The sequence below is a fragment of the Pseudomonas syringae genome (assembly GCF_000737245.1).
In the GTDB taxonomy this organism is placed as follows: domain Bacteria; phylum Pseudomonadota; class Gammaproteobacteria; order Pseudomonadales; family Pseudomonadaceae; genus Aquipseudomonas; species Aquipseudomonas syringae_J.
The window spans coordinates 81,925-100,479 of the sequence record NZ_JPQU01000028.1; the positions used below are offsets into that span (position 1 = coordinate 81,925).

The window sequence follows — 18,555 nt, forward strand, 5'->3', positions numbered from 1 at the left end:
ATGAACAGCACGCTTATCCAGACAGACCGTTTCGCCCTGAGCGAAACCGAGCGCTCGGCCATCGAGCACGAGCTGCATCACTACGAGGACCCGCGCGCGGCGTCCATCGAAGCCCTGAAGATCGTTCAGAAGGAACGTGGCTGGGTGCCGGACGGCGCCATCTACGCCATCGGCGAGCTGATCGGCATTCCGGCCAGCGACGTTGAAGGTGTGGCCACGTTCTACAGCCAGATCTTCCGCCAGCCGGTTGGCCGACACATTATCCGCGTCTGCAACAGCATGGTCTGCTTCATTGCCGGCCATGAATCGGTGGTCGAAGAAATCCAGAGTTCGCTGGGCATAGCCCCGGGTCAGACCACTGCCGACGGCCGTTTTACGCTGCTGCCGGTGTGCTGCCTGGGCAACTGCGACAAAGCCCCGGCCGTGATGGTCGACGATGACACCTTTGGCGACGTGCAACCCGGCACTGTGGCCAAGATGCTGGAGGGTTACCCATGACCATCACTTCCTTCGGCCCTGCCAACCGCATCGCGCGCACAGCAGAAACCCATCCGCTGACCTGGCGTCTGCGCGATGACGGCGAGCCGGTCTGGCTCGACGAGTACCAGGCCAAAGACGGTTATGCAGCAGCGCGCAAGGCATTTGCCGAGCAGTCGCCGGATGACATCGTCCAGTCCGTCAAAGACTCCGGCCTCAAAGGTCGCGGTGGCGCAGGCTTCCCCACAGGTGTGAAGTGGGGCCTGATGCCTAAAGACGAATCCATGAACATCCGCTATCTGCTGTGTAACGCGGATGAAATGGAGCCCAACACCTGGAAAGACCGGATGTTGATGGAGCAGCTGCCCCACCTCCTGGTGGAAGGCATGCTGATCAGCGCCCGTGCTCTGAAAGCCTATCGTGGCTACATCTTCCTGCGCGGCGAATACGTCACTGCGGCCAAGCACCTGAACCGCGCAGTGGCCGAAGCCAAGGCCGCAGGCCTGTTGGGCAAGAACATCCTCGGCACCGGTTTTGATTTCGAGTTGTTCGTGCACACCGGCGCCGGGCGTTACATCTGCGGTGAAGAAACCGCACTGATCAACTCCCTGGAAGGCCGTCGTGCCAACCCACGCTCCAAACCGCCCTTCCCTGCCGCCGTTGGCGTATGGGGCAAGCCGACTTGCGTGAACAACGTTGAAACCCTGTGCAACGTGCCGGCGATCGTCGGCAACGGCAACGACTGGTACAAATCCATCGCCCGCGAAGGCAGTGAAGACCACGGCACCAAGTTGATGGGTTTCTCTGGCAAGGTGAAAAACCCTGGTCTGTGGGAACTGCCATTCGGCGTGCAGGCCCGTGAACTGTTCGAAGACTACGCCGGTGGCATGCGTGACGGCTTCAAGCTCAAGTGCTGGCAGCCGGGTGGGGCCGGTACCGGGTTCCTGTTGCCAGAACATCTGGACGCGCAAATGTATGCCGGCGGCATCGCCAAGGTCGGTACTCGGATGGGTACCGGTCTGGCCATGGCGGTTGACGACAAGGTCAACATGGTCTCGCTGCTGCGCAACATGGAAGAGTTCTTTGCTCAGGAATCCTGCGGGTTCTGCACCCCTTGCCGCGAAGGCTTGCCCTGGAGCGTGAAGATTCTGCGCGCCTTGGAAAAAGGCCATGGTCAGGCAGGTGATATCGAAACCCTGTTGGGGCTGGTCGGTTTCCTCGGCCCGGGCAAGACATTCTGTGCTCACGCACCGGGTGCCGTTGAGCCATTGGGGAGCGCGATCAAATATTTCCGCCCGGAGTTCGAGGCCGGTATTGCGCCCGCAAGCGCAGCCGTCCCGCCTCTGGCACGACCGATCATCGTCGGCGCGTGACCGTTTCAAGGCCAAGGACCACACCCCTTGGCCTATTGCGGGATGACGCCTCAGAGGCTGTTTAGAGTCCCGCGAATAACAAGATTCCATTAGCCACGCCCGCTGACACCGGGCCAACGAAGACCTTTGAACCATGGCCACTATCCACGTAGACGGCAAAGCGCTCGAAGTCGACGGGGCAGACAACCTGTTACAGGCATGTCTGTCGCTAGGCCTCGACATTCCTTATTTCTGCTGGCACCCCGCCTTGGGCAGCGTTGGTGCCTGTCGCCAATGTGCGGTCAAGCAGTACACCGACGAGAACGACACCCGTGGTCGTATCGTCATGTCCTGCATGACGCCGGCCACCGACAACACCTGGATCTCCATCGAAGATGATGAATCCAAGGCCTTCCGGGCCAGTGTTGTTGAATGGCTGATGACCAACCACCCCCACGACTGCCCGGTCTGTGAGGAAGGCGGTCATTGCCACCTGCAAGACATGACCGTGATGACTGGCCACAACGAGCGCCGTTATCGCTTCAGCAAGCGCACGCACCAGAATCAGGAACTCGGCCCGTTCATCGCTCACGAGATGAACCGCTGCATCGCCTGCTACCGTTGCGTGCGTTTCTATAAAGACTACGCAGGCGGCACTGATCTCGGCGTATTTGGCGCCCACGACAACGTGTACTTCGGTCGCGTTGAAGACGGTACTCTCGAAAGCGAGTTCTCCGGCAACCTCACCGAGGTCTGCCCGACCGGTGTGTTCACCGACAAGACTCACTCCGAGCGTTACAACCGTAAATGGGACATGCAATTCTCGCCAAGCATCTGCCATGGCTGCTCCAGTGGTTGCAACATCAGCCCGGGTGAGCGCTACGGCGAAATCCGCCGCATCGAAAACCGTTACAACGGTTCGGTGAACCAGTACTTCCTGTGCGACCGTGGCCGTTTCGGCTATGGCTACACCAACCGCGAAGACCGCCCTCGCCAGCCACATCTGGCCGACGGCAGCAAACTGAGCCTGGATCAGGCGCTGGATAACGCGGCCGATCTGTTGCGCGGTCGCAACATCGTCGGTATCGGTTCGCCACGGGCCAGCCTGGAAAGCAACTACGCCCTGCGCGAGCTTGTAGGTGCCGAGCACTTCTATTCCGGCATCGAAGCCTCAGAGCTTGAGCGTATCCGTCTGGTGCTGCAGGTCCTGAAAGACAGCCCGCTGCCGATTCCGACCCTGCGCGACATCGAAGACCACGACGCTATTTTCGTCCTCGGTGAAGACCTGACCCAGACAGCTGCACGTCTGGCTCTGGGCCTGCGCCAAGCAGTCAAAGGCAAGGCCGAAGACATGGCAGCAGCCATGAAAGTCCAGCCTTGGCTCGATGCAGCCGTGAAGAACATCGGTCAGCACGAGCTGAACCCGCTGTTTATCGCCAGCCTGGCTGAAACCAAGCTGGATGACGTTGCCGAAGAATGCGTACACGCAGCCCCGGATGACCTGGCCCGCATCGGGTTTGCTGTGGCCCATGCACTGGACGCCAGCGCGCCCGCCGTTGAAGGTCTGGATACTGAAGCACTGGAATTGGCTCAGCGTATCGCTGATGCCCTGCTGGCTGCCAAGCGTCCATTGATCATCGCCGGCACTTCGCTGGGCTCCAAAGCGCTGATCGAAGCCGCTGCAAACATCGCCAAAGCGCTGAAGCTGCGCGAGAAGAACGGCTCCATCAGCCTGATCGTGCCAGAAGCCAACAGCCTCGGCCTGGCCATGCTCGGCGGCGAATCGGTAGATGCCGCACTGCAAGCAGTGATCGACGGCACAGCCGATGCCATCGTGGTGCTGGAAAACGATCTGTACACTCGTACTGACGCGGCCAAGGTCGATGCCGCCCTGAGCGCGGCGAAAGTCGTGATCGTCGCTGACCACCAGAAAACCGCTACTGGCGATCGCGCGCATCTGGTGCTGCCAGCGGCCAGCTTCGCTGAAGGCGACGGTACCCTGATCAGCCAGGAAGGCCGCGCCCAGCGCTTCTTCCAGGTGTTCGATCCGACCTATCTGGACGCCAGCATCCTGGTTCACGAAGGCTGGCGCTGGCTGCATGCCCTGCGCGCCACCCTGCTGAACAAGCCGGTGGACTGGACCCTACTGGACCACGTGACCGCAGCCTGCGCTGCAAGCACGCCGCAACTGGCTGCGATCATCAACGCTGCACCATCGGCTGCGTTCCGCATCAAAGGCTTGAAACTGGCTCGCGAACCTCTGCGTTACAGCGGCCGTACCGCCATGCGCGCCAACATCAGCGTGCACGAACCTCGCACCTCCCAAGACAACGACACCGCGTTTTCCTTCTCCATGGAAGGTTACTCGGGTTCGGTTGAACCGCGTCAGCAGGTGCCTTTCGCCTGGTCTCCGGGCTGGAACTCGCCACAAGCGTGGAACAAGTTCCAGGACGAAGTCGGCGGTCATCTGCGTGCCGGCGACCCAGGCACACGTCTGATCGAGAGCCAGGGCGATAACCTCGGCTGGTTCGCCAGCGTTCCACGGGCGTTCTCCCCCGCTCAGGGCACTTGGCAAGTCGTGCCGTTCTATCACCTGTTCGGCAGTGAAGAGAACTCTTCGAAAGCCGCTCCGGTTCAGGAACGCATCCCGGCTGCTTATGTCGCACTGGCAAAATCCGAAGCGGACCGCCTGGGCGTCAACGAAGGTGCCCTGCTCTCCCTGACCGTTGCTGGCCAGACCTTGCGTCTGCCGCTGCGCATCAATGAAGAGCTGGGTGCAGGCCTGGTGGCATTGCCGGCCGGTCTGGCTGGTATCCCGCCCGCGATTTTCGGCAAGTCCGTTGACGGTCTGCAGGAGGCAGCGCAATGAGTTGGTTCACCCCTGATGTGATCGACGCGATCATTGCGGTCGTCAAGGCCATCGTCGTGCTGCTGGCCGTAGTGGTCTGCGGCGCGCTGCTGAGCTTTGTGGAACGTCGTCTGCTGGGCTGGTGGCAGGATCGTTACGGTCCGAACCGCGTGGGTCCGTTTGGCATGTTCCAGATTGCTGCCGATATGCTGAAGATGTTCTTCAAGGAAGACTGGACACCGCCCTTCGCCGACAAGGTGATTTTCACCCTGGCGCCGGTGGTGGCCATGAGCGCTTTGCTGATCGCGTTCTCGATCATCCCGATCACCCCGACCTGGGGCGTGGCAGATCTGAACATCGGCTTGCTGTTCTTCTTCGCCATGGCCGGTCTGTCTGTCTACGCGGTGCTGTTCGCCGGTTGGTCGAGTAACAACAAGTTCGCCCTGCTGGGTGCCCTTCGTGCTTCAGCACAGACCGTGTCCTATGAAGTGTTCATGGGCCTGGCGCTGATGGGCATCGTGGTTCAGGTTGGCTCGTTCAACATGCGCGATATTGTTGAATATCAGGCGCAGAACCTGTGGTTCATCATTCCGCAGTTCTTCGGTTTCTGTACCTTCTTCATCGCTGGCGTGGCCGTGACCCACCGTCACCCCTTCGACCAACCGGAAGCGGAACAGGAACTGGCCGACGGTTACCACATTGAATATGCCGGCATGAAATGGGGCATGTTCTTTGTTGGCGAGTACATCGGCATCATCCTGATCTCGGCATTGCTGGTGACCCTGTTCTTCGGCGGCTGGCATGGCCCGTTCGATATCCTGCCTTCGCTGGCGTTCCTCTGGTTCGCCCTGAAGACAGCGTTCTTTATCATGCTGTTCATCCTGCTGCGTGCTTCCATCCCGCGCCCACGCTATGACCAGGTAATGGATTTCAGCTGGAAATTCTGTCTGCCGCTGACCCTGATCAATTTGCTGGTGACTGCTGCGGTTGTGTTGTTGAACACGCCAGCAGGCTCGGTTCAGTGAGGATTTGACCCATGTTCAAATATATTGGCGACATTGTTAAGGGTACTGGTACCCAGTTGCGCAGCCTGGTCATGGTCTTCGGCCATGGCTTTCGCAAGCGTGACACGCTGCAATACCCGGAAGAAGCTGTTTACCTGCCGCCGCGCTATCGCGGCCGCATTGTCCTGACCCGCGACCCTGATGGCGAAGAGCGCTGCGTAGCCTGCAACCTGTGCGCCGTGGCGTGCCCGGTCGGCTGCATCTCGTTGCAGAAAGCCGAAACCGATGACGGCCGCTGGTATCCGGAATTCTTCCGCATCAACTTCTCGCGTTGCATTTTCTGCGGCCTGTGCGAAGAAGCCTGCCCGACCACCGCAATCCAGCTGACACCGGATTTCGAAATGGCCGAGTTCAAACGTCAGGATCTGGTCTACGAAAAGGAAGATCTGCTGATCTCCGGCCCCGGCAAGAACCCCGACTACAACTTCTATCGCGTCGCCGGTATGGCCGTCGCTGGCAAGCCCAAGGGCGCTGCACAGAACGAAGCCGAGCCGATCAACGTCAAGAGCTTGCTGCCTTAAGGAAGAAAGATGGAATTCGCTTTCTATTTCGCATCCGGCATCGCTGTAGTGTCCACCCTGCGGGTGATCACCAACACCAATCCCGTGCATGCTCTGCTCTATCTGATCATTTCGCTGATCGCCGTGGCGATGACGTTCTTCAGCCTTGGCGCGCCGTTCGCCGGGGTTCTGGAAGTCATCGCTTACGCAGGCGCGATCATGGTCCTGTTCGTTTTCGTGGTGATGATGCTCAATCTGGGGCCGGCTTCGGTGCAGCAGGAACGCACCTGGCTCAAACCCGGTATCTGGATAGGCCCGGTGATTCTCGGTCTGCTGCTCTTGGGTGAACTGCTGTACGTGCTGTTCGCCATTCCGAGCGGCGCTGGCATCGGCCACACCACGGTCGACGCGAAAGCGGTCGGCATCAGCCTGTTTGGGCCTTATCTGCTGGTGGTGGAACTGGCCTCGATGTTGCTGCTCGCAGCGGCAGTGACGGCATTCCATCTGGGCCGTAACGAGGCCAAGGAGCCAAGCCAATGAATGCTATCCCTCTTGAGCACGGTCTGGCGGTCGCCGGGGTCTTGTTCTGCCTCGGTCTGGTCGGCCTGATGGTGCGCCGCAACATTCTTTTCGTGTTGATGAGCCTGGAGATCATGATGAACGCATCTGCTCTGGCGTTCGTCGTTGCCGGTAGCCGCTGGGCTCAGCCGGATGGACAGGTCATGTTCATTCTGGTGATCAGCCTCGCGGCTGCCGAGGCCAGTATTGGCCTGGCGATCCTGATGCAGTTGTATCGCCGCTTCCACACGCTCGATATCGACGCTGCCAGCGAGATGCGCGGATGAACCTACTCTTTCTGACTTTCGTATTCCCCCTGATCGGTTTCCTGCTGCTGTCGTTCTCTCGTGGACGCATTTCGGAAAACCTTGCAGCCCTGATCGGCGTCGGCTCCATCGGCTTGTCAGCCATCGTCGCCGCCTGGGTCATCTGGCAATTCAACGTCGCACCACCCGAGGGCGGTCATTACACCCAGGTGCTGTGGCGCTGGATGGCAGTGGACGGCTTCGAACCTAACTTCGCCCTGTATCTGGACGGTCTGTCCGTGACGATGCTCGGCGTGGTGGTGGGTGTCGGCTTCCTGATCCATCTGTTCGCGTCCTGGTACATGCGCGGTGAAGCGGGTTACTCGCGTTTCTTCGCCTACACCAACCTGTTTATCGCCAGCATGCTGTTCCTGATTCTGGGCGATAACCTGTTGTTCCTGTACTTCGGCTGGGAAGGCGTGGGCCTGTGCAGCTATCTGTTGATCGGTTTCTATTACAGCAACCGCAACAACGGTAACGCGGCACTCAAAGCATTCATCGTGACCCGGATCGGCGACGTGTTCATGGCCATCGGCCTGTTCATCCTGTTCCAACAGCTGGGCACGCTGAACGTGCAGGAATTGCTGGTACGTGCACCTGAGCATTTCAAGGTCGGTGACTTCTGGATCGTACTCGCGACCCTGATGCTGCTGGGTGGCGCTGTGGGTAAATCCGCACAACTCCCACTGCAAACCTGGCTGGCAGATGCGATGGCCGGTCCTACCCCGGTTTCGGCACTGATCCACGCCGCGACCATGGTGACCGCCGGTGTTTACCTGATCGCCCGGACCCATGGCTTGTTCGCCCTGGCCCCGGACATCCTGCACCTGGTGGGCATCGTCGGTGGTGTGACTCTGGTGTTGGCAGGTTTTGCGGCACTGGTACAGACCGACATCAAACGTATCCTCGCCTACTCGACCATGAGCCAGATCGGCTACATGTTCCTGGCGCTGGGCGTCGGTGCCTGGGAAGGCGCGATCTTCCACCTGATGACTCACGCGTTCTTCAAGGCGCTGTTGTTCCTTGCGTCCGGTGCGGTGATCGTTGCCTGCCACCACGAGCAGAACATCTTCAAGATGGGCGGTCTGTGGAAGAAACTGCCACTGGCCTACGCCAGCTTCATCGTCGGCGGCGCGGCGCTTGCGGCCTTGCCGTTGTTGACGGCTGGCTTCTACTCCAAGGACGAAATTCTTTGGGAAGCCTTCGCCAGCGGCAACAACGGTCTGTTGTATGCAGGTCTGGTTGGCGCGTTCATGACTTCGCTGTACACCTTCCGCCTGATCTTCATCACCTTCCACGGTGAAGCCAAGACTGAAGCCCACGCTGGTCACGGCATCGCTCACTGGTTGCCATTGAGTGTGCTGATCGTGCTGTCGACCTTCATCGGCGCCTTGATCACTCCGCCACTGGCCGGTGTGCTCCCGCAGAGCGTCGGTCACGCTGGTGGCGAAGCCAAGCACAGCCTGGAAATAGCCTCGGGTGCTATCGCACTGGCCGGCATCCTGCTCGCCGCTTTGCTGTTCCTCGGCAAGCGTCGTCTGGTGACGTCCATCGCCAACAGCGCGCCGGGGCGTTTCCTGTCGGCCTGGTGGTTCGCTGCATGGGGCTTCGACTGGGTGTACGACAAGCTGTTCGTCAAACCGTATCTGGCGATCAGCCATTTACTGCGTAGCGACCCGCTGGATCACACCATTGGCTTGATCCCACGTCTGGTCAAAGGCGGTCATGACAGTATGAGCCGCACCGAAACCGGTCAACTGCGCTGGTATGCCGCTTCGATCGCAGTGGGTGCCGTACTGGTACTCGGTGCCGTTGTTGTGGTTGCGGTCTGACATGAACCTTGCGAATTTGCGAAAGGAATTGAGCCCGTCATGATTCTGCCTTGGCTGATCCTGATCCCCTTTATCGGTGGCCTGCTGTGCTGGCAAGGTGAGCGTTTCAGCTCCACCATGCCGCGCTGGATTGCGCTGCTGACCATGTCCCTCGAACTGGCCCTGGGCCTCTGGTTGTGGAGTACTGGCAACTACAGTTACGCACCAGCGCCCGGCGTCGATCCAACCTGGGCTATTGAGTTCAAGCACCTGTGGATCGAGCGCTTCGGCATCAGCGTCCACCTGGCCCTCGATGGTCTGTCGTTGCTGATGATCCTGCTCACCGGTTTGCTCGGTGTGCTGTCGGTGTTGTGTTCGTGGAAAGAGATCCAGCGTAACGTTGGTTTCTTCCACCTCAACCTGATGTGGATTCTCGGCGGCGTGATCGGCGTGTTCCTGGCGATCGACCTGTTCATGTTCTTCTTCTTCTGGGAAATGATGCTGGTTCCGATGTACTTCCTCATCGCGCTTTGGGGTCATAGCTCATCGGACGGCAAGAAGACTCGGATCTACGCCGCGACCAAGTTCTTCATCTTCACTCAGGCCAGCGGCCTGATCATGTTGGTGGCGATCCTCGGTCTGGTACTGGTCAACTTCAATCAGAGCGGTGTAATCACTTTTGATTACGCCACCCTGCTGAAGACCCAGCTGGCGCCGGGCACCGAGTACATCCTGATGCTGGGCTTCTTCATCGCCTTCGCGGTGAAACTGCCTGTGGTGCCGTTCCACTCCTGGCTGCCGGATGCGCACGCTCAGGCGCCGACTGCAGGTTCCGTGGACCTGGCCGGTATTCTGTTGAAAACCGCTGCATACGGTCTGCTGCGCTTTGCTCTGCCGCTGTTCCCCAACGCATCGGCCGAATTCGCACCGATTGCGATGGTGCTGGGTCTGATCGGTATCTTCTACGGCGCCTTCCTGGCGTTCGCGCAGACCGACATCAAGCGCCTGATCGCGTTCTCCAGTGTTTCGCACATGGGCTTCGTGCTGATCGGCATCTACTCCGGCAGCCAGCAAGCGCTGCAAGGTGTGGTGATCCAAATGATCGCGCACGGTCTTTCGGCGGCGGCGCTGTTTATCCTCAGCGGCCAACTGTACGAGCGTCTGCATACCCGGGACATGCGTGAAATGGGTGGTCTGTGGTCGCGCATCGCCTATCTGCCCGCGATCAGCCTGTTCTTCGCCGCGGCATCGCTGGGTCTGCCGGGTACCGGTAACTTTGTCGGTGAATTCCTGATCCTGCTGGGCACGTTTGTCAGCGCTCCATGGATCACTGCGATTGCCACGTCTGGTCTGGTGTTTGGCTCCGTCTACTCGCTGATCATGATCCACCGCGCCTACTTCGGCCCGTCGAAATCGGACGAGCCTCTGAAGGGCATGGATGGACGGGAAATGATCATGGTGCTGGGCCTGGCCGTATTGCTGGTAGTGCTCGGGGTTTACCCGCAGCCATTCCTCGATACGTCGGCAGCGACCATGCACGGCGTGCAGCAATGGCTCGGCACCGCCTTCACTCAACTCGCTTCGGCCCGGTAAGAGCGCTATGGACCTGACGATTCAACACTTTATTGCGCTTGCGCCGCTGCTGATTACCAGCCTCACCATTGTTGTGGTGATGCTGGCAATCGCCTGGCGTCGCAATCACTCACAGACATTCCTGCTCAGCGTAGGCGGTCTCAACCTGGCATTACTGTCGATTTACCCGGCTCTGAAAGTCGCACCGCTGGTGGTGACTCCGCTGCTGCAGATCGACAGCTTCGCCTGCCTTTACATGGCGCTGATCCTCGCCTCCACCCTGGCCTGTGTGACCATGGCTCACGCCTATCTGGGTGACGGTAAGGCGGGCTACCCGGGCAACCGCGAAGAGCTTTACTTGCTGATTCTCCTCGCAGCTGCTGGTGGTCTGGTTCTGGTCAGCGCTCAACACCTGGCGGGCCTGTTCATTGGGCTGGAGCTGCTCTCGGTACCGGTTTACGGGCTGGTGGCCTATGCGTTCTTCAACAAGCGTTCGCTGGAAGCCGGCATCAAGTACATGGTGCTGTCGGCAGCCGGTTCTGCGTTCCTGTTGTTCGGTATGGCGCTGCTGTATGCCGAAGCTGGCACGCTGGCCTTCGATGGCATCGGCAAAGCCCTGGCGGCGAGCGGGCTGCCAAGCCCTGTCGCCAGCCTGGGTCTGGGCATGATGCTGGTGGGTCTGGCATTCAAACTGTCCCTGGTGCCATTCCATTTGTGGACGCCGGACGTCTACGAAGGTGCTCCTGCCCCAGTAGCCGCCTTCCTGGCAACGGCCAGCAAAGTTGCAGTGTTTGCGGTGCTGGTGCGTCTGTTCCAAATCTCGCCAGCGGCCAGCAGTGGCGTTCTGCATGACGTACTGGCGGTCATCGCGGTCGCCTCGATCATCGTGGGTAACTTGCTGGCGCTGACCCAGAACAACCTCAAGCGGCTGCTGGGTTACTCGTCCATCGCGCACTTCGGTTACCTGATGATCGCTCTGGTTGCGAGCAAGGGCATGGCGGTTGAAGCCATCGGCGTGTACCTGGTGACCTACGTTCTGACCTCTCTGGGCAGCTTCGGGGTCATCACCATGATGTCCTCGCCGTACAGCGGTCGTGACGCAGATGCGATGTTCGAATACCGCGGCCTGTTCTGGCGTCGTCCGTACCTGACCGCCGTCATGACCCTGATGATGCTGTCACTGGCGGGTATCCCGCTGACCGCTGGCTTCATTGGCAAGTTCTACATCATCGCCACTGGCGTTGAGTCGCAACTGTGGTGGCTGATCGGTTCGCTGATCATCGGTAGCGCCATCGGCGTCTTCTACTACCTGCGGGTCATGGTGACGCTGTATCTGGCCGACACGAAGCTGCCTCGTCACGATGCACAGTTCAACTGGGCACAGCGTACCGGCGGCGTGATGCTGCTAGCGATTGCCATCCTGGCGTTCGTGCTGGGTGTATACCCACAGCCGCTGCTCAATCTGGTGCAGCATGCAGGCTTGATGGGCTGATAAGCGACGCATAAAAAAACCTGCTCACATGAGCAGGTTTTTTTTGGCCTGGATTTTTTCGCCAGGCCTTTTCGCCTGAGGCTAACCGGGCAAACGCACCGTCTTCTTGGCGCTGACGAACAAGCCCCAGGTGGACATGAACAATGCCGCTATCATCGGCCCAATGACGAAGCCATTGAGGCCGAATACCGACATACCCCCTAGTGTGGAGATCAGGATCAGGTAGTCAGGCATTTTCGTATCCTTGCCAACCAGGATAGGTCGCAGAACATTGTCTACCAGGCCGATCACAAATACGCCGAACAGCGCGAGTACAACGCCCTGCCAGATCATTCCGCTCAACAGGAAGTACAACGCCACCGGGGCCCAGACGATGCCCGCCCCTACCGCTGGCAACAATGACAGAAACGCCATGATGACCGCCCAGAGCAAGGCACTTGGAATGTCCAGACACCAGAAGATGAAGCCGCCAAGCGCGCCTTGAGTGATTGCGACCACGACATTGCCTTTGACGGTGGCGCGTACCACCCTGGTGAACTTGAGCTGCAATCGACGTTTCTGGGGTTCGGCCAGAGGTACCGCAAGACGCATCCTGCGCACCAGATCCTGACCGTCACGCAGGAAGAAGAACAACAGGTACAGCATGATGAAGAAGCCGACGACAAAGTCGAACGTACCCTGACCAAAGCTGAATGCCTGGGTAGCGAGGTACTGACTGCCTTGCATGGCGCCTTTGGCGATCTTGTCACGTAGCCCGTTGAGGTCTCCCATGCCCAGGCGATCCAGCCAATGCTGGAAGTAAGGCGGCAGCAGGCCTTTGAACTCGGCCAGATAGCTGGCGATATCGAGCTGGCCACTTTCCACGTTTTTGTACAGAGTGGCGCCTTCCTGCACCAGCAGAGCACTGATAACGATGACCGGCAAAATCGCTATCACCAGACAGATCATCAAGGTGCAGAGAGAAATCAGGTTGCGCTGCCAGCCGAAGCGCAGCAACAGGCGACGCTGCACGGGGGCAAAGATGATGCCGAGGATCACCGCCCAGAATACCGCTCCGTAAAACGGCAGCAGGATCCATATGAACGCGATGGTCACCAACACCAACAGCAGGATCAGGGTTTTATATTGGAGCGTGGTTTCGTTCATGTCCTTTCCATGTCAGTAGGCCGGCAACTTGCCGGGCCTACTGCTTAGTCCGCCAATCGACGGGCAAGTGCCATGGCTTTGTTCATGATGGTTAGGAAGGATAAATGCGATCATTTGTAGGAGCTCACGAGCACCGCGAGGCAGCGATGGCGGTTTATCAGACACTCCGCCATCGCTGCCTCGTAACCTCGGTGAGCTCCTACAAGGGCGGTGTCCGCCAACAAAATCAGACGCGGAACTGACCGACCAGCGCTCCAAGACGATGGCCCAGTTCATTCAGGCTGCGAGTGGTTTGCGCGCTCTGCCGGGTTTCCTCGGCCACGCTGTCCACTGCAGTGGCGATCTGATGCACGCTGCGGTTGATTTCCTCTGCAACGGCGGTCTGTTCTTCTGCGGCACTGGCGATCTGCGCGTTCATGGAATTGATGGTACCGATCAATTGCCCAATGGTGTCCAGAGAGGAACCGGCCTGATTGGCCTGCGTGGACGTGCCGTCACCCGCCTCGCTGGATCGGCGCATGGCATCAACCGCAGTTTGAGTACCCTTTTGCAGGCGATCAATCATGCCCTGGATTTCCTGGGTACTTTGCTGGGTACGACTGGCCAGCGCGCGCACTTCATCGGCAACGACCGCAAAACCACGGCCCGCCTCGCCTGCGCGCGCGGCTTCAATGGCCGCGTTGAGGGCCAGCAGGTTGGTTTGCTCGGCAATAGAGCGGATCACAGCGAGCACACTGACAATCGACGAAACATCATTCTGCAGACTATCCAACGAGGCGCCACTGTTACGGATGTCATCTACTAGCGCATGGATCTGTTTGATACTGCCGTCAACTACACGCTTCGCCGATCGGCCTTCTTCGTCTGTCTGCTGCGCGGCAACCGAAGCGCCTTGCGCACTCTTGGCGACTTCCTGCGCCGCTGCTGACATTTCGTTGATCGCGGTCGCTACCTGATCGGTTTCGTGGCGCTGACGCTCCATTGCCTGCTCTGAGCGTTGGGCCTGGCTGGATACTTCACCCACCAGCCCCGTCAGTTGCGTGGTAATACCGGATATCTGGCCAACCAAGCCATGAATCTTATCGACGAAACGATTGAAAGAGCCTGCCAGATCGCCCAACTCATCCTGACTGGTCACCGCAAGCCGACGAGTCAGATCACCCTCGCCTGCGGCAATATCATCAAGGTTGTCTTTCATCAGGCGCAACGGACGGAGCAGCGTGCCGGCCAGTACCGCGCCAATAATGGCTATAAGTATTAGAACCAAGAGCGCTACACCGATGATGCTGAGCAGCAGTTCCTCTAGACGTGCGTCGATTGCCTGCTCTACAGCCGCAACTTGAGCGTCGATACCGTCCAGATTAACCGACGATCCAACGGCCATGTCCCATTTTGGCAGGTACTCGGTATACCCGAGCTTAGGCAGCGGTTCGGTTTTGCCAGGAAGCGGTGATGAATAAAGCAGGTAATGAGTGCCCGCTTTAGCGACAGCGACCAGTTCGTTGTTAACGTAGAGACCGCTCGGGTCGCGGGCGTCCTTGAAACTCTTACCGACACCATCCGGGCTGCTGGCCTTGAAAAGGCGTACCGACTGTGAATCGTAGCCAAAGAAATAACCGTCCTTGGCGTATGTGATACCGGAAAGCAGCTTGATGACTTGCGCGCGTGCAGCTTCGTCGCCGGGAGCCGCCGCATCGTAGATTGGCTTGATAGCAGTCATCGCAATCGCGACATAATTCTGCAGGGTAGCCTTCGCTTCACTGAGCAGGCGCTCGCGGGTTTCACTAACCTCCCGGCTGGCCTGTTCGCGTAGCATGACGACGGTAGTCACGCTGATAATCGCGGCGAATATGAGGACTGGCAAGATAGCCAGCGAAAGAACTTTGGCTTTCAGGCTTATACGCATAGAACTCCAGGAATCGAATAGTTGTTTTTAGAATCGAGATCATGGTTATTTAACGGCTAGTTGCTTGAAAAGTTGAGGGGTTACGGATATTCCAAGGTCAAAACATCAGGTAGCGTGATGCTGACCCGTAGCCCCCCCAATGGGCTGGCAGACAACTGAAGATCGCCGCCCCATGCCTGGACGATATCACGGACAATGCCAAGCCCCAGGCCATGCCCGGTAATCTGTTCATCAAGCCGGGTACCACGGCTCAGCACCTCCTCACGCTGCTTTTCGGGTATGCCCGGCCCATCGTCATCGATCAGCAGAAAATAGGCGTTGTCTTCCCGGGTGACAGTCAGTGCCACCTCACTGTCAGCCCACTTACAGGCGTTGTCCAGCAGGTTACCCAGCAACTCCAGGACATCCTCACGATCCCATGGCAGCGACAGGCCTGGGGTGACATGTAAAACCAGATCCAGATGCTCGCCATGAATCATGCGCAATGTGGCGAGCAAGCCCCCTAGTTCGGCATCGCAATCAAAATGCGCTCCTGGCAACGCATCACCGGACAGCCGCGCACGGTTGAGCTCACGCACCAGGCGCTGCTGAATTTGATCCAGTTGATCAAGCAACGTTTTACGCAAACCCGGGTGCGCATCGAGCTGCGGACTGGACGTGACGCTGACCAACACCGCCAAAGGCGTCTTCAATGCATGCCCCAGATTACCCAGTGCGTTTCGGGAGCGCTTAAGGCTGTCCTCTGTATGGATCAGCAGATGATTGATCTGCGACACAAGCGGCTCAAGCTCCAATGGCACCTGTTCATCAAGTTGTGAGCGCTTGCCTTGCTGCAACTGTGAAATTTGCTCACGGGCTTTTTCCAGCGGGCGTAATGCGCGGCGTACCGTGACACGCTGCAAGGCCAGAATAAGCGCCAATGCAGCAAGCCCCAGCCCGAGTCCAATTTGCTGAACGCGCAGGAAGCTTGCGCTCACTGGGGTGTAGTCCTGCGCGACGGTTATGGATATGTCCTGACCGAACTTCCGGTAATCGGCTTTCAGCAAGAGCAATGATTGGTCGGTTTTACCCAGTTGAAAATTGGCATGCAGGCCGACGGTTCCCGGCTCGGGGAGCTTGAGGTCCCAGAGCGACCGGGAGCGCCAATGACCTGTCTCGAAGTCGATACGAAAATAGTGTCCGGAAAATGGCCGCTGATAAGCGGGGGACAGGCGATGTTCATCCAGCTGAAGCCCATTTGGGCCCCGCACCAATGCGATCAGGAGACTTTCGCTTTCGTTGCGCAGGCCCGCTTCCAGATAGCGCTGTAAACCCAGTTCGAATAACCAGAGGCTGGTTTGTGCAAGCACGAGGCAAACCACCACCATGACGCTTACAAGGCCCAGGCTCAGGCGTGACTGTATCGACTTCAAACAGGCGTCCCGCCAAACCGATAGCCCTGACCGCGTCGGGTCTCAACGACCGTTTTACCTAGCTTGCGTCTAAGGTGATTGACGTGAACTTCAATGACGTTCGAATCGCGTTCGTTCTCACCGTCATAGAGATGCTCTGCCAGATGGCTTTTGGAAAGAATCTGCTCCGGGTGATGCATGAAATAGCGCAGCAATCTGAACTCTGCAGACGTCAGCTGGATATCGACACCCTCCCTGGTCACACATTGGCGCCCCTCATCCAGGTGCAAGCCCGCCGACTCCAGCCGTGGCTGATTGGCCAGGCCATGAGAACGCCGCAGTAGCGCCTGAATGCGCAATTGCAACTCTTCCGGGTGAAAGGGCTTGGTCAGATAATCATCTGCGCCGGCCTTGAGTCCTTCAATACGCTCAGACCAGGATCCTCGCGCAGTAAGTACAAGCACAGGTGTTGCCAGTCCTGCGCTACGCCACTGTTCAAGCACCTGCAGGCCGGGAATACCAGGAAGGCCAAGGTCGAGAATAATCAGGTCGTAAGGTTCAGTCGCCCCTTGGTGAACTGCGTCTCTGCCATCGGCAAGCCAGTCAACCGCGTAACCCTGCCTGCCAAGCCCGGCGATCAGCTCGTCCGCGAGCGGCACGTGATCCTCTACCAATAGCAGCCGCATCAGTCTTCCTCGTCTTTCAATAATCGACCGTCACGGGCGTCGAACTTCAATTCGCGAACACTACCTTCGGTCGTCAACAACTCAAACTCGTAGACAAAAACACCGTGTTTTTCCTCCAGTTCAGCCTCGAGCAGCTTGGCACCGGGATGGCGGCCAAGGGCTTTGTCCACGAGCTGCTCGAGAGCAAGAATGGTGCCCTGCTGACGGAGTCTCAAGGCTTCATCCTGATCGAGATCCCTGGCCTGCACGGAGGCAGTAAGCAGCACTATGAGCAGGAGCGTTCCGCGACGCTTATCGACATTCATTATCGGTCCTGATGATCCTTGAGGACTTTCCCCGTCACGGCATCCAGCTCAACGTCCCATTCAATCCCCTGCTTATCGGTGAGATCGACCTGATAGACGTGCTTGCCATATTCTTCATCGAGTTCAGTGTCGCTAATCTCCGCGCCTGGGTGCCGAGCAACAGCAACGGCGTTTAATTGTTCTAAGCGCTGGATAACGCCAGAAGATTGCAATTTAGCAGCTTCGTCCGGACCTATGTCACGAGCGATGACCGCATTTGCACCAAAAATCAAACCAAAAGCGGATAGAAGAATGAGTCGGCGTTTCATCTCGAGGCTCCGGTGAAGATGTTTATCCTGTTCACCGAGATTAAACAGTGCAACTTAACTCAACCTGAATTGATAAGGCCAGTTGCCATCAAACCTTGAGGATCCGCCGTGGCTCAGTGGAAGCTGTCAGTCTGTCCCGCGCTTTTAGCGCATAGGCCAAACCAATGCTGGTAAACTCTCCGACAGCATGCGTCGCTGCGACGATCGCCTTTTTCTAGAGTTGACTGATGGAAATTTTTAAAGAATTTACGTTTGAATCCGCGCATCTCCTTCCCCATGTACCAGAGGGCCATAAATGCGGGCGGCTGCATGGCCATTCGTTCCGTATAGCGATCCACCTGGAAGGGGAAGTAGACGCGCACATCGGCTGGATACGCGATTTCTCTGAAATCAAAGCGATCTTCAAGCCTCTGTACGAACGCTTGGACCATAACTATTTGAACGATATCCCAGGGTTGGAAAATCCAACCAGTGAGAACCTTGCCAAATGGATCTTCGCTGAGCTCAAGCCCCTTCTGCCGGAGTTGTCGGCCATCCGTATTCATGAAACCTGCACTAGCGGATGCATCTATCGCGGGGAATAAATTGCTGGCGGTCCGGCTCCATAGCCACCTTTAAAGGTGGCTTTTTTGTGCGTGGGATTTGAGGAAGGCGCTGGTAGCTGTCTGCACATACTCCCCATGTATGAGCTGCCGAAGGCTGCGAAAGCAGTAGTTGCTGACACCCTCATTCGCAGCCTGCAACAGCGCCTACAGGGGGGAGATGTTTTTCGAGCAGACAAACAAAACCCCATCTGCTTTCGCAAATGGGGTTCTGGAATTTAATCTTGACGAT

The 18,555-nt window shown here is 58.2% G+C and carries 17 protein-coding genes and 1 pseudogene; 11 read left to right on the forward strand and 7 right to left on the reverse strand.

All coding sequences use genetic code 11. The features are described from left to right. The 10 genes from nuoE (at nt 1) to nuoN (ending at nt 11,979) form a co-directional block, all read left to right on the forward strand. Nucleotides 1-498: an NADH-quinone oxidoreductase subunit NuoE gene (nuoE, locus tag IV01_RS15390; protein ID WP_032627860.1), complete on the forward strand. Its 498-nt coding sequence runs from the start codon at nt 1-3 to the stop codon at nt 496-498. After that, nucleotides 495-1,850, forward strand: a complete 1,356-nt coding sequence (gene nuoF / locus IV01_RS15385) for an NADH-quinone oxidoreductase subunit NuoF (RefSeq protein WP_032627861.1) — start codon at nt 495-497, stop codon at nt 1,848-1,850. The genes nuoE and nuoF overlap by 4 nt, the downstream gene beginning before the upstream one ends. Before the next feature lie 133 nt (nt 1,851-1,983). Further along, on the forward strand, nt 1,984-4,698 hold the full coding sequence (gene nuoG / locus IV01_RS15380; RefSeq protein ID WP_032627862.1) for an NADH-quinone oxidoreductase subunit NuoG: 2,715 nt from the start codon (nt 1,984-1,986) through the stop codon (nt 4,696-4,698). Continuing rightward, entirely contained in the window at nt 4,695-5,702 is a 1,008-nt protein-coding gene (nuoH, locus tag IV01_RS15375) for an NADH-quinone oxidoreductase subunit NuoH (protein WP_032627863.1), read from the forward strand. Before nuoG ends, nuoH begins: the two co-directional genes overlap by 4 nt. 11 nt (nt 5,703-5,713) lie before the next feature. Continuing rightward, complete coding sequence (gene nuoI, locus IV01_RS15370; RefSeq protein ID WP_032627864.1) at nt 5,714-6,262, forward strand: NADH-quinone oxidoreductase subunit NuoI; 549 nt, start codon at nt 5,714-5,716, stop codon at nt 6,260-6,262. A 9-nt stretch (nt 6,263-6,271) separates the two neighbouring features. Then, on the forward strand, nt 6,272-6,781 hold the full coding sequence (gene nuoJ, locus IV01_RS15365) for an NADH-quinone oxidoreductase subunit J (protein WP_032627866.1): 510 nt from the start codon (nt 6,272-6,274) through the stop codon (nt 6,779-6,781). Next, entirely contained in the window at nt 6,778-7,086 is a 309-nt protein-coding gene (gene nuoK / locus IV01_RS15360; protein WP_002554020.1) for an NADH-quinone oxidoreductase subunit NuoK, read from the forward strand. The genes nuoJ and nuoK overlap by 4 nt, the downstream gene beginning before the upstream one ends. Continuing rightward, nucleotides 7,083-8,936, forward strand: a complete 1,854-nt coding sequence (gene nuoL / locus IV01_RS15355) for an NADH-quinone oxidoreductase subunit L (RefSeq protein WP_032627867.1) — start codon at nt 7,083-7,085, stop codon at nt 8,934-8,936. Before nuoK ends, nuoL begins: the two co-directional genes overlap by 4 nt. A gap of 39 nt (nt 8,937-8,975) precedes the next feature. Next, complete coding sequence (nuoM, locus tag IV01_RS15350; protein WP_032627868.1) at nt 8,976-10,508, forward strand: NADH-quinone oxidoreductase subunit M; 1,533 nt, start codon at nt 8,976-8,978, stop codon at nt 10,506-10,508. Nucleotides 10,509-10,515: 7 nt separating this feature from the next. Beyond that, nucleotides 10,516-11,979, forward strand: coding sequence for an NADH-quinone oxidoreductase subunit NuoN (gene nuoN / locus IV01_RS15345; protein WP_032627869.1), 1,464 nt, complete (start codon nt 10,516-10,518; stop codon nt 11,977-11,979). 81 nt (nt 11,980-12,060) lie between these two features. Here the strand turns inward: nuoN and IV01_RS15340 are convergent, their stop codons facing one another. From IV01_RS15340 to IV01_RS15315, 7 genes and pseudogenes are all read right to left on the reverse strand, one after another. Then, the gene (locus tag IV01_RS15340) at nt 12,061-13,125 is read right to left on the reverse strand and encodes an AI-2E family transporter (RefSeq protein WP_032627870.1); all 1,065 of its coding nucleotides are present in this window, start codon (nt 13,123-13,125) and stop codon (nt 12,061-12,063) included. Nucleotides 13,126-13,351: 226 nt separating this feature from the next. Then, complete coding sequence (locus tag IV01_RS27425) at nt 13,352-14,107, reverse strand: methyl-accepting chemotaxis protein (protein WP_418903522.1); 756 nt, start codon at nt 14,105-14,107, stop codon at nt 13,352-13,354. A 102-nt stretch (nt 14,108-14,209) separates the two neighbouring features. Then, nucleotides 14,210-15,031: pseudogene (locus IV01_RS27430) on the reverse strand (cache domain-containing protein); the annotation flags it as partial. A gap of 80 nt (nt 15,032-15,111) precedes the next feature. Continuing rightward, nucleotides 15,112-16,443 (reverse strand): sensor histidine kinase, encoded by a 1,332-nt coding sequence (locus tag IV01_RS15330; RefSeq protein WP_032627872.1) that lies wholly within the window; start codon nt 16,441-16,443, stop codon nt 15,112-15,114. Next, nucleotides 16,440-17,108 carry a response regulator transcription factor gene (locus IV01_RS15325; RefSeq protein WP_032627873.1) on the reverse strand — a complete coding sequence of 223 codons (669 nt, stop codon included), beginning with the start codon at nt 17,106-17,108 and terminating at the stop codon, nt 16,440-16,442. The genes IV01_RS15330 and IV01_RS15325 overlap by 4 nt, the downstream gene beginning before the upstream one ends. Then, nucleotides 17,108-17,413, reverse strand: a complete 306-nt coding sequence (locus IV01_RS15320; protein WP_032627875.1) for a PepSY domain-containing protein — start codon at nt 17,411-17,413, stop codon at nt 17,108-17,110. Before IV01_RS15320 ends, IV01_RS15325 begins: the two co-directional genes overlap by 1 nt. Then, nucleotides 17,413-17,721: a PepSY domain-containing protein gene (locus tag IV01_RS15315; protein WP_032627877.1), complete on the reverse strand. Its 309-nt coding sequence runs from the start codon at nt 17,719-17,721 to the stop codon at nt 17,413-17,415. The genes IV01_RS15320 and IV01_RS15315 overlap by 1 nt, the downstream gene beginning before the upstream one ends. A gap of 227 nt (nt 17,722-17,948) precedes the next feature. Between IV01_RS15315 and queD the strand changes: the two genes are divergently transcribed. Beyond that, entirely contained in the window at nt 17,949-18,305 is a 357-nt protein-coding gene (gene queD, locus IV01_RS26275; RefSeq protein ID WP_080290273.1) for a 6-carboxytetrahydropterin synthase QueD, read from the forward strand. Nucleotides 18,306-18,555: the final 250 nt, after the last annotated feature.

What these genes read in the sequence shown, in the direction of transcription:
- nuoE (WP_032627860.1), top strand. Translation starts at nt 1, where the DNA reads ATGAACAGCACGCTTATCCAGACAGACCGTTTCGCCCTGAGCGAAACC.
- nuoF (WP_032627861.1), top strand. Translation starts at nt 495, where the DNA reads ATGACCATCACTTCCTTCGGCCCTGCCAACCGCATCGCGCGCACAGCA.
- nuoG (WP_032627862.1), top strand. Translation starts at nt 1,984, where the DNA reads ATGGCCACTATCCACGTAGACGGCAAAGCGCTCGAAGTCGACGGGGCA.
- nuoH (WP_032627863.1), top strand. Translation starts at nt 4,695, where the DNA reads ATGAGTTGGTTCACCCCTGATGTGATCGACGCGATCATTGCGGTCGTC.
- nuoI (WP_032627864.1), top strand. Translation starts at nt 5,714, where the DNA reads ATGTTCAAATATATTGGCGACATTGTTAAGGGTACTGGTACCCAGTTG.
- nuoJ (WP_032627866.1), top strand. Translation starts at nt 6,272, where the DNA reads ATGGAATTCGCTTTCTATTTCGCATCCGGCATCGCTGTAGTGTCCACC.
- nuoK (WP_002554020.1), top strand. Translation starts at nt 6,778, where the DNA reads ATGAATGCTATCCCTCTTGAGCACGGTCTGGCGGTCGCCGGGGTCTTG.
- nuoL (WP_032627867.1), top strand. Translation starts at nt 7,083, where the DNA reads ATGAACCTACTCTTTCTGACTTTCGTATTCCCCCTGATCGGTTTCCTG.
- nuoM (WP_032627868.1), top strand. Translation starts at nt 8,976, where the DNA reads ATGATTCTGCCTTGGCTGATCCTGATCCCCTTTATCGGTGGCCTGCTG.
- nuoN (WP_032627869.1), top strand. Translation starts at nt 10,516, where the DNA reads ATGGACCTGACGATTCAACACTTTATTGCGCTTGCGCCGCTGCTGATT.
- IV01_RS15340 (WP_032627870.1), bottom strand. Translation starts at nt 13,125, where the DNA reads ATGAACGAAACCACGCTCCAATATAAAACCCTGATCCTGCTGTTGGTG.
- IV01_RS27425 (WP_418903522.1), bottom strand. Translation starts at nt 14,107, where the DNA reads ATGGAGCGTCAGCGCCACGAAACCGATCAGGTAGCGACCGCGATCAAC.
- IV01_RS15325 (WP_032627873.1), bottom strand. Translation starts at nt 17,108, where the DNA reads ATGCGGCTGCTATTGGTAGAGGATCACGTGCCGCTCGCGGACGAGCTG.
- IV01_RS15320 (WP_032627875.1), bottom strand. Translation starts at nt 17,413, where the DNA reads ATGAATGTCGATAAGCGTCGCGGAACGCTCCTGCTCATAGTGCTGCTT.
- IV01_RS15315 (WP_032627877.1), bottom strand. Translation starts at nt 17,721, where the DNA reads ATGAAACGCCGACTCATTCTTCTATCCGCTTTTGGTTTGATTTTTGGT.
- queD (WP_080290273.1), top strand. Translation starts at nt 17,949, where the DNA reads ATGGAAATTTTTAAAGAATTTACGTTTGAATCCGCGCATCTCCTTCCC.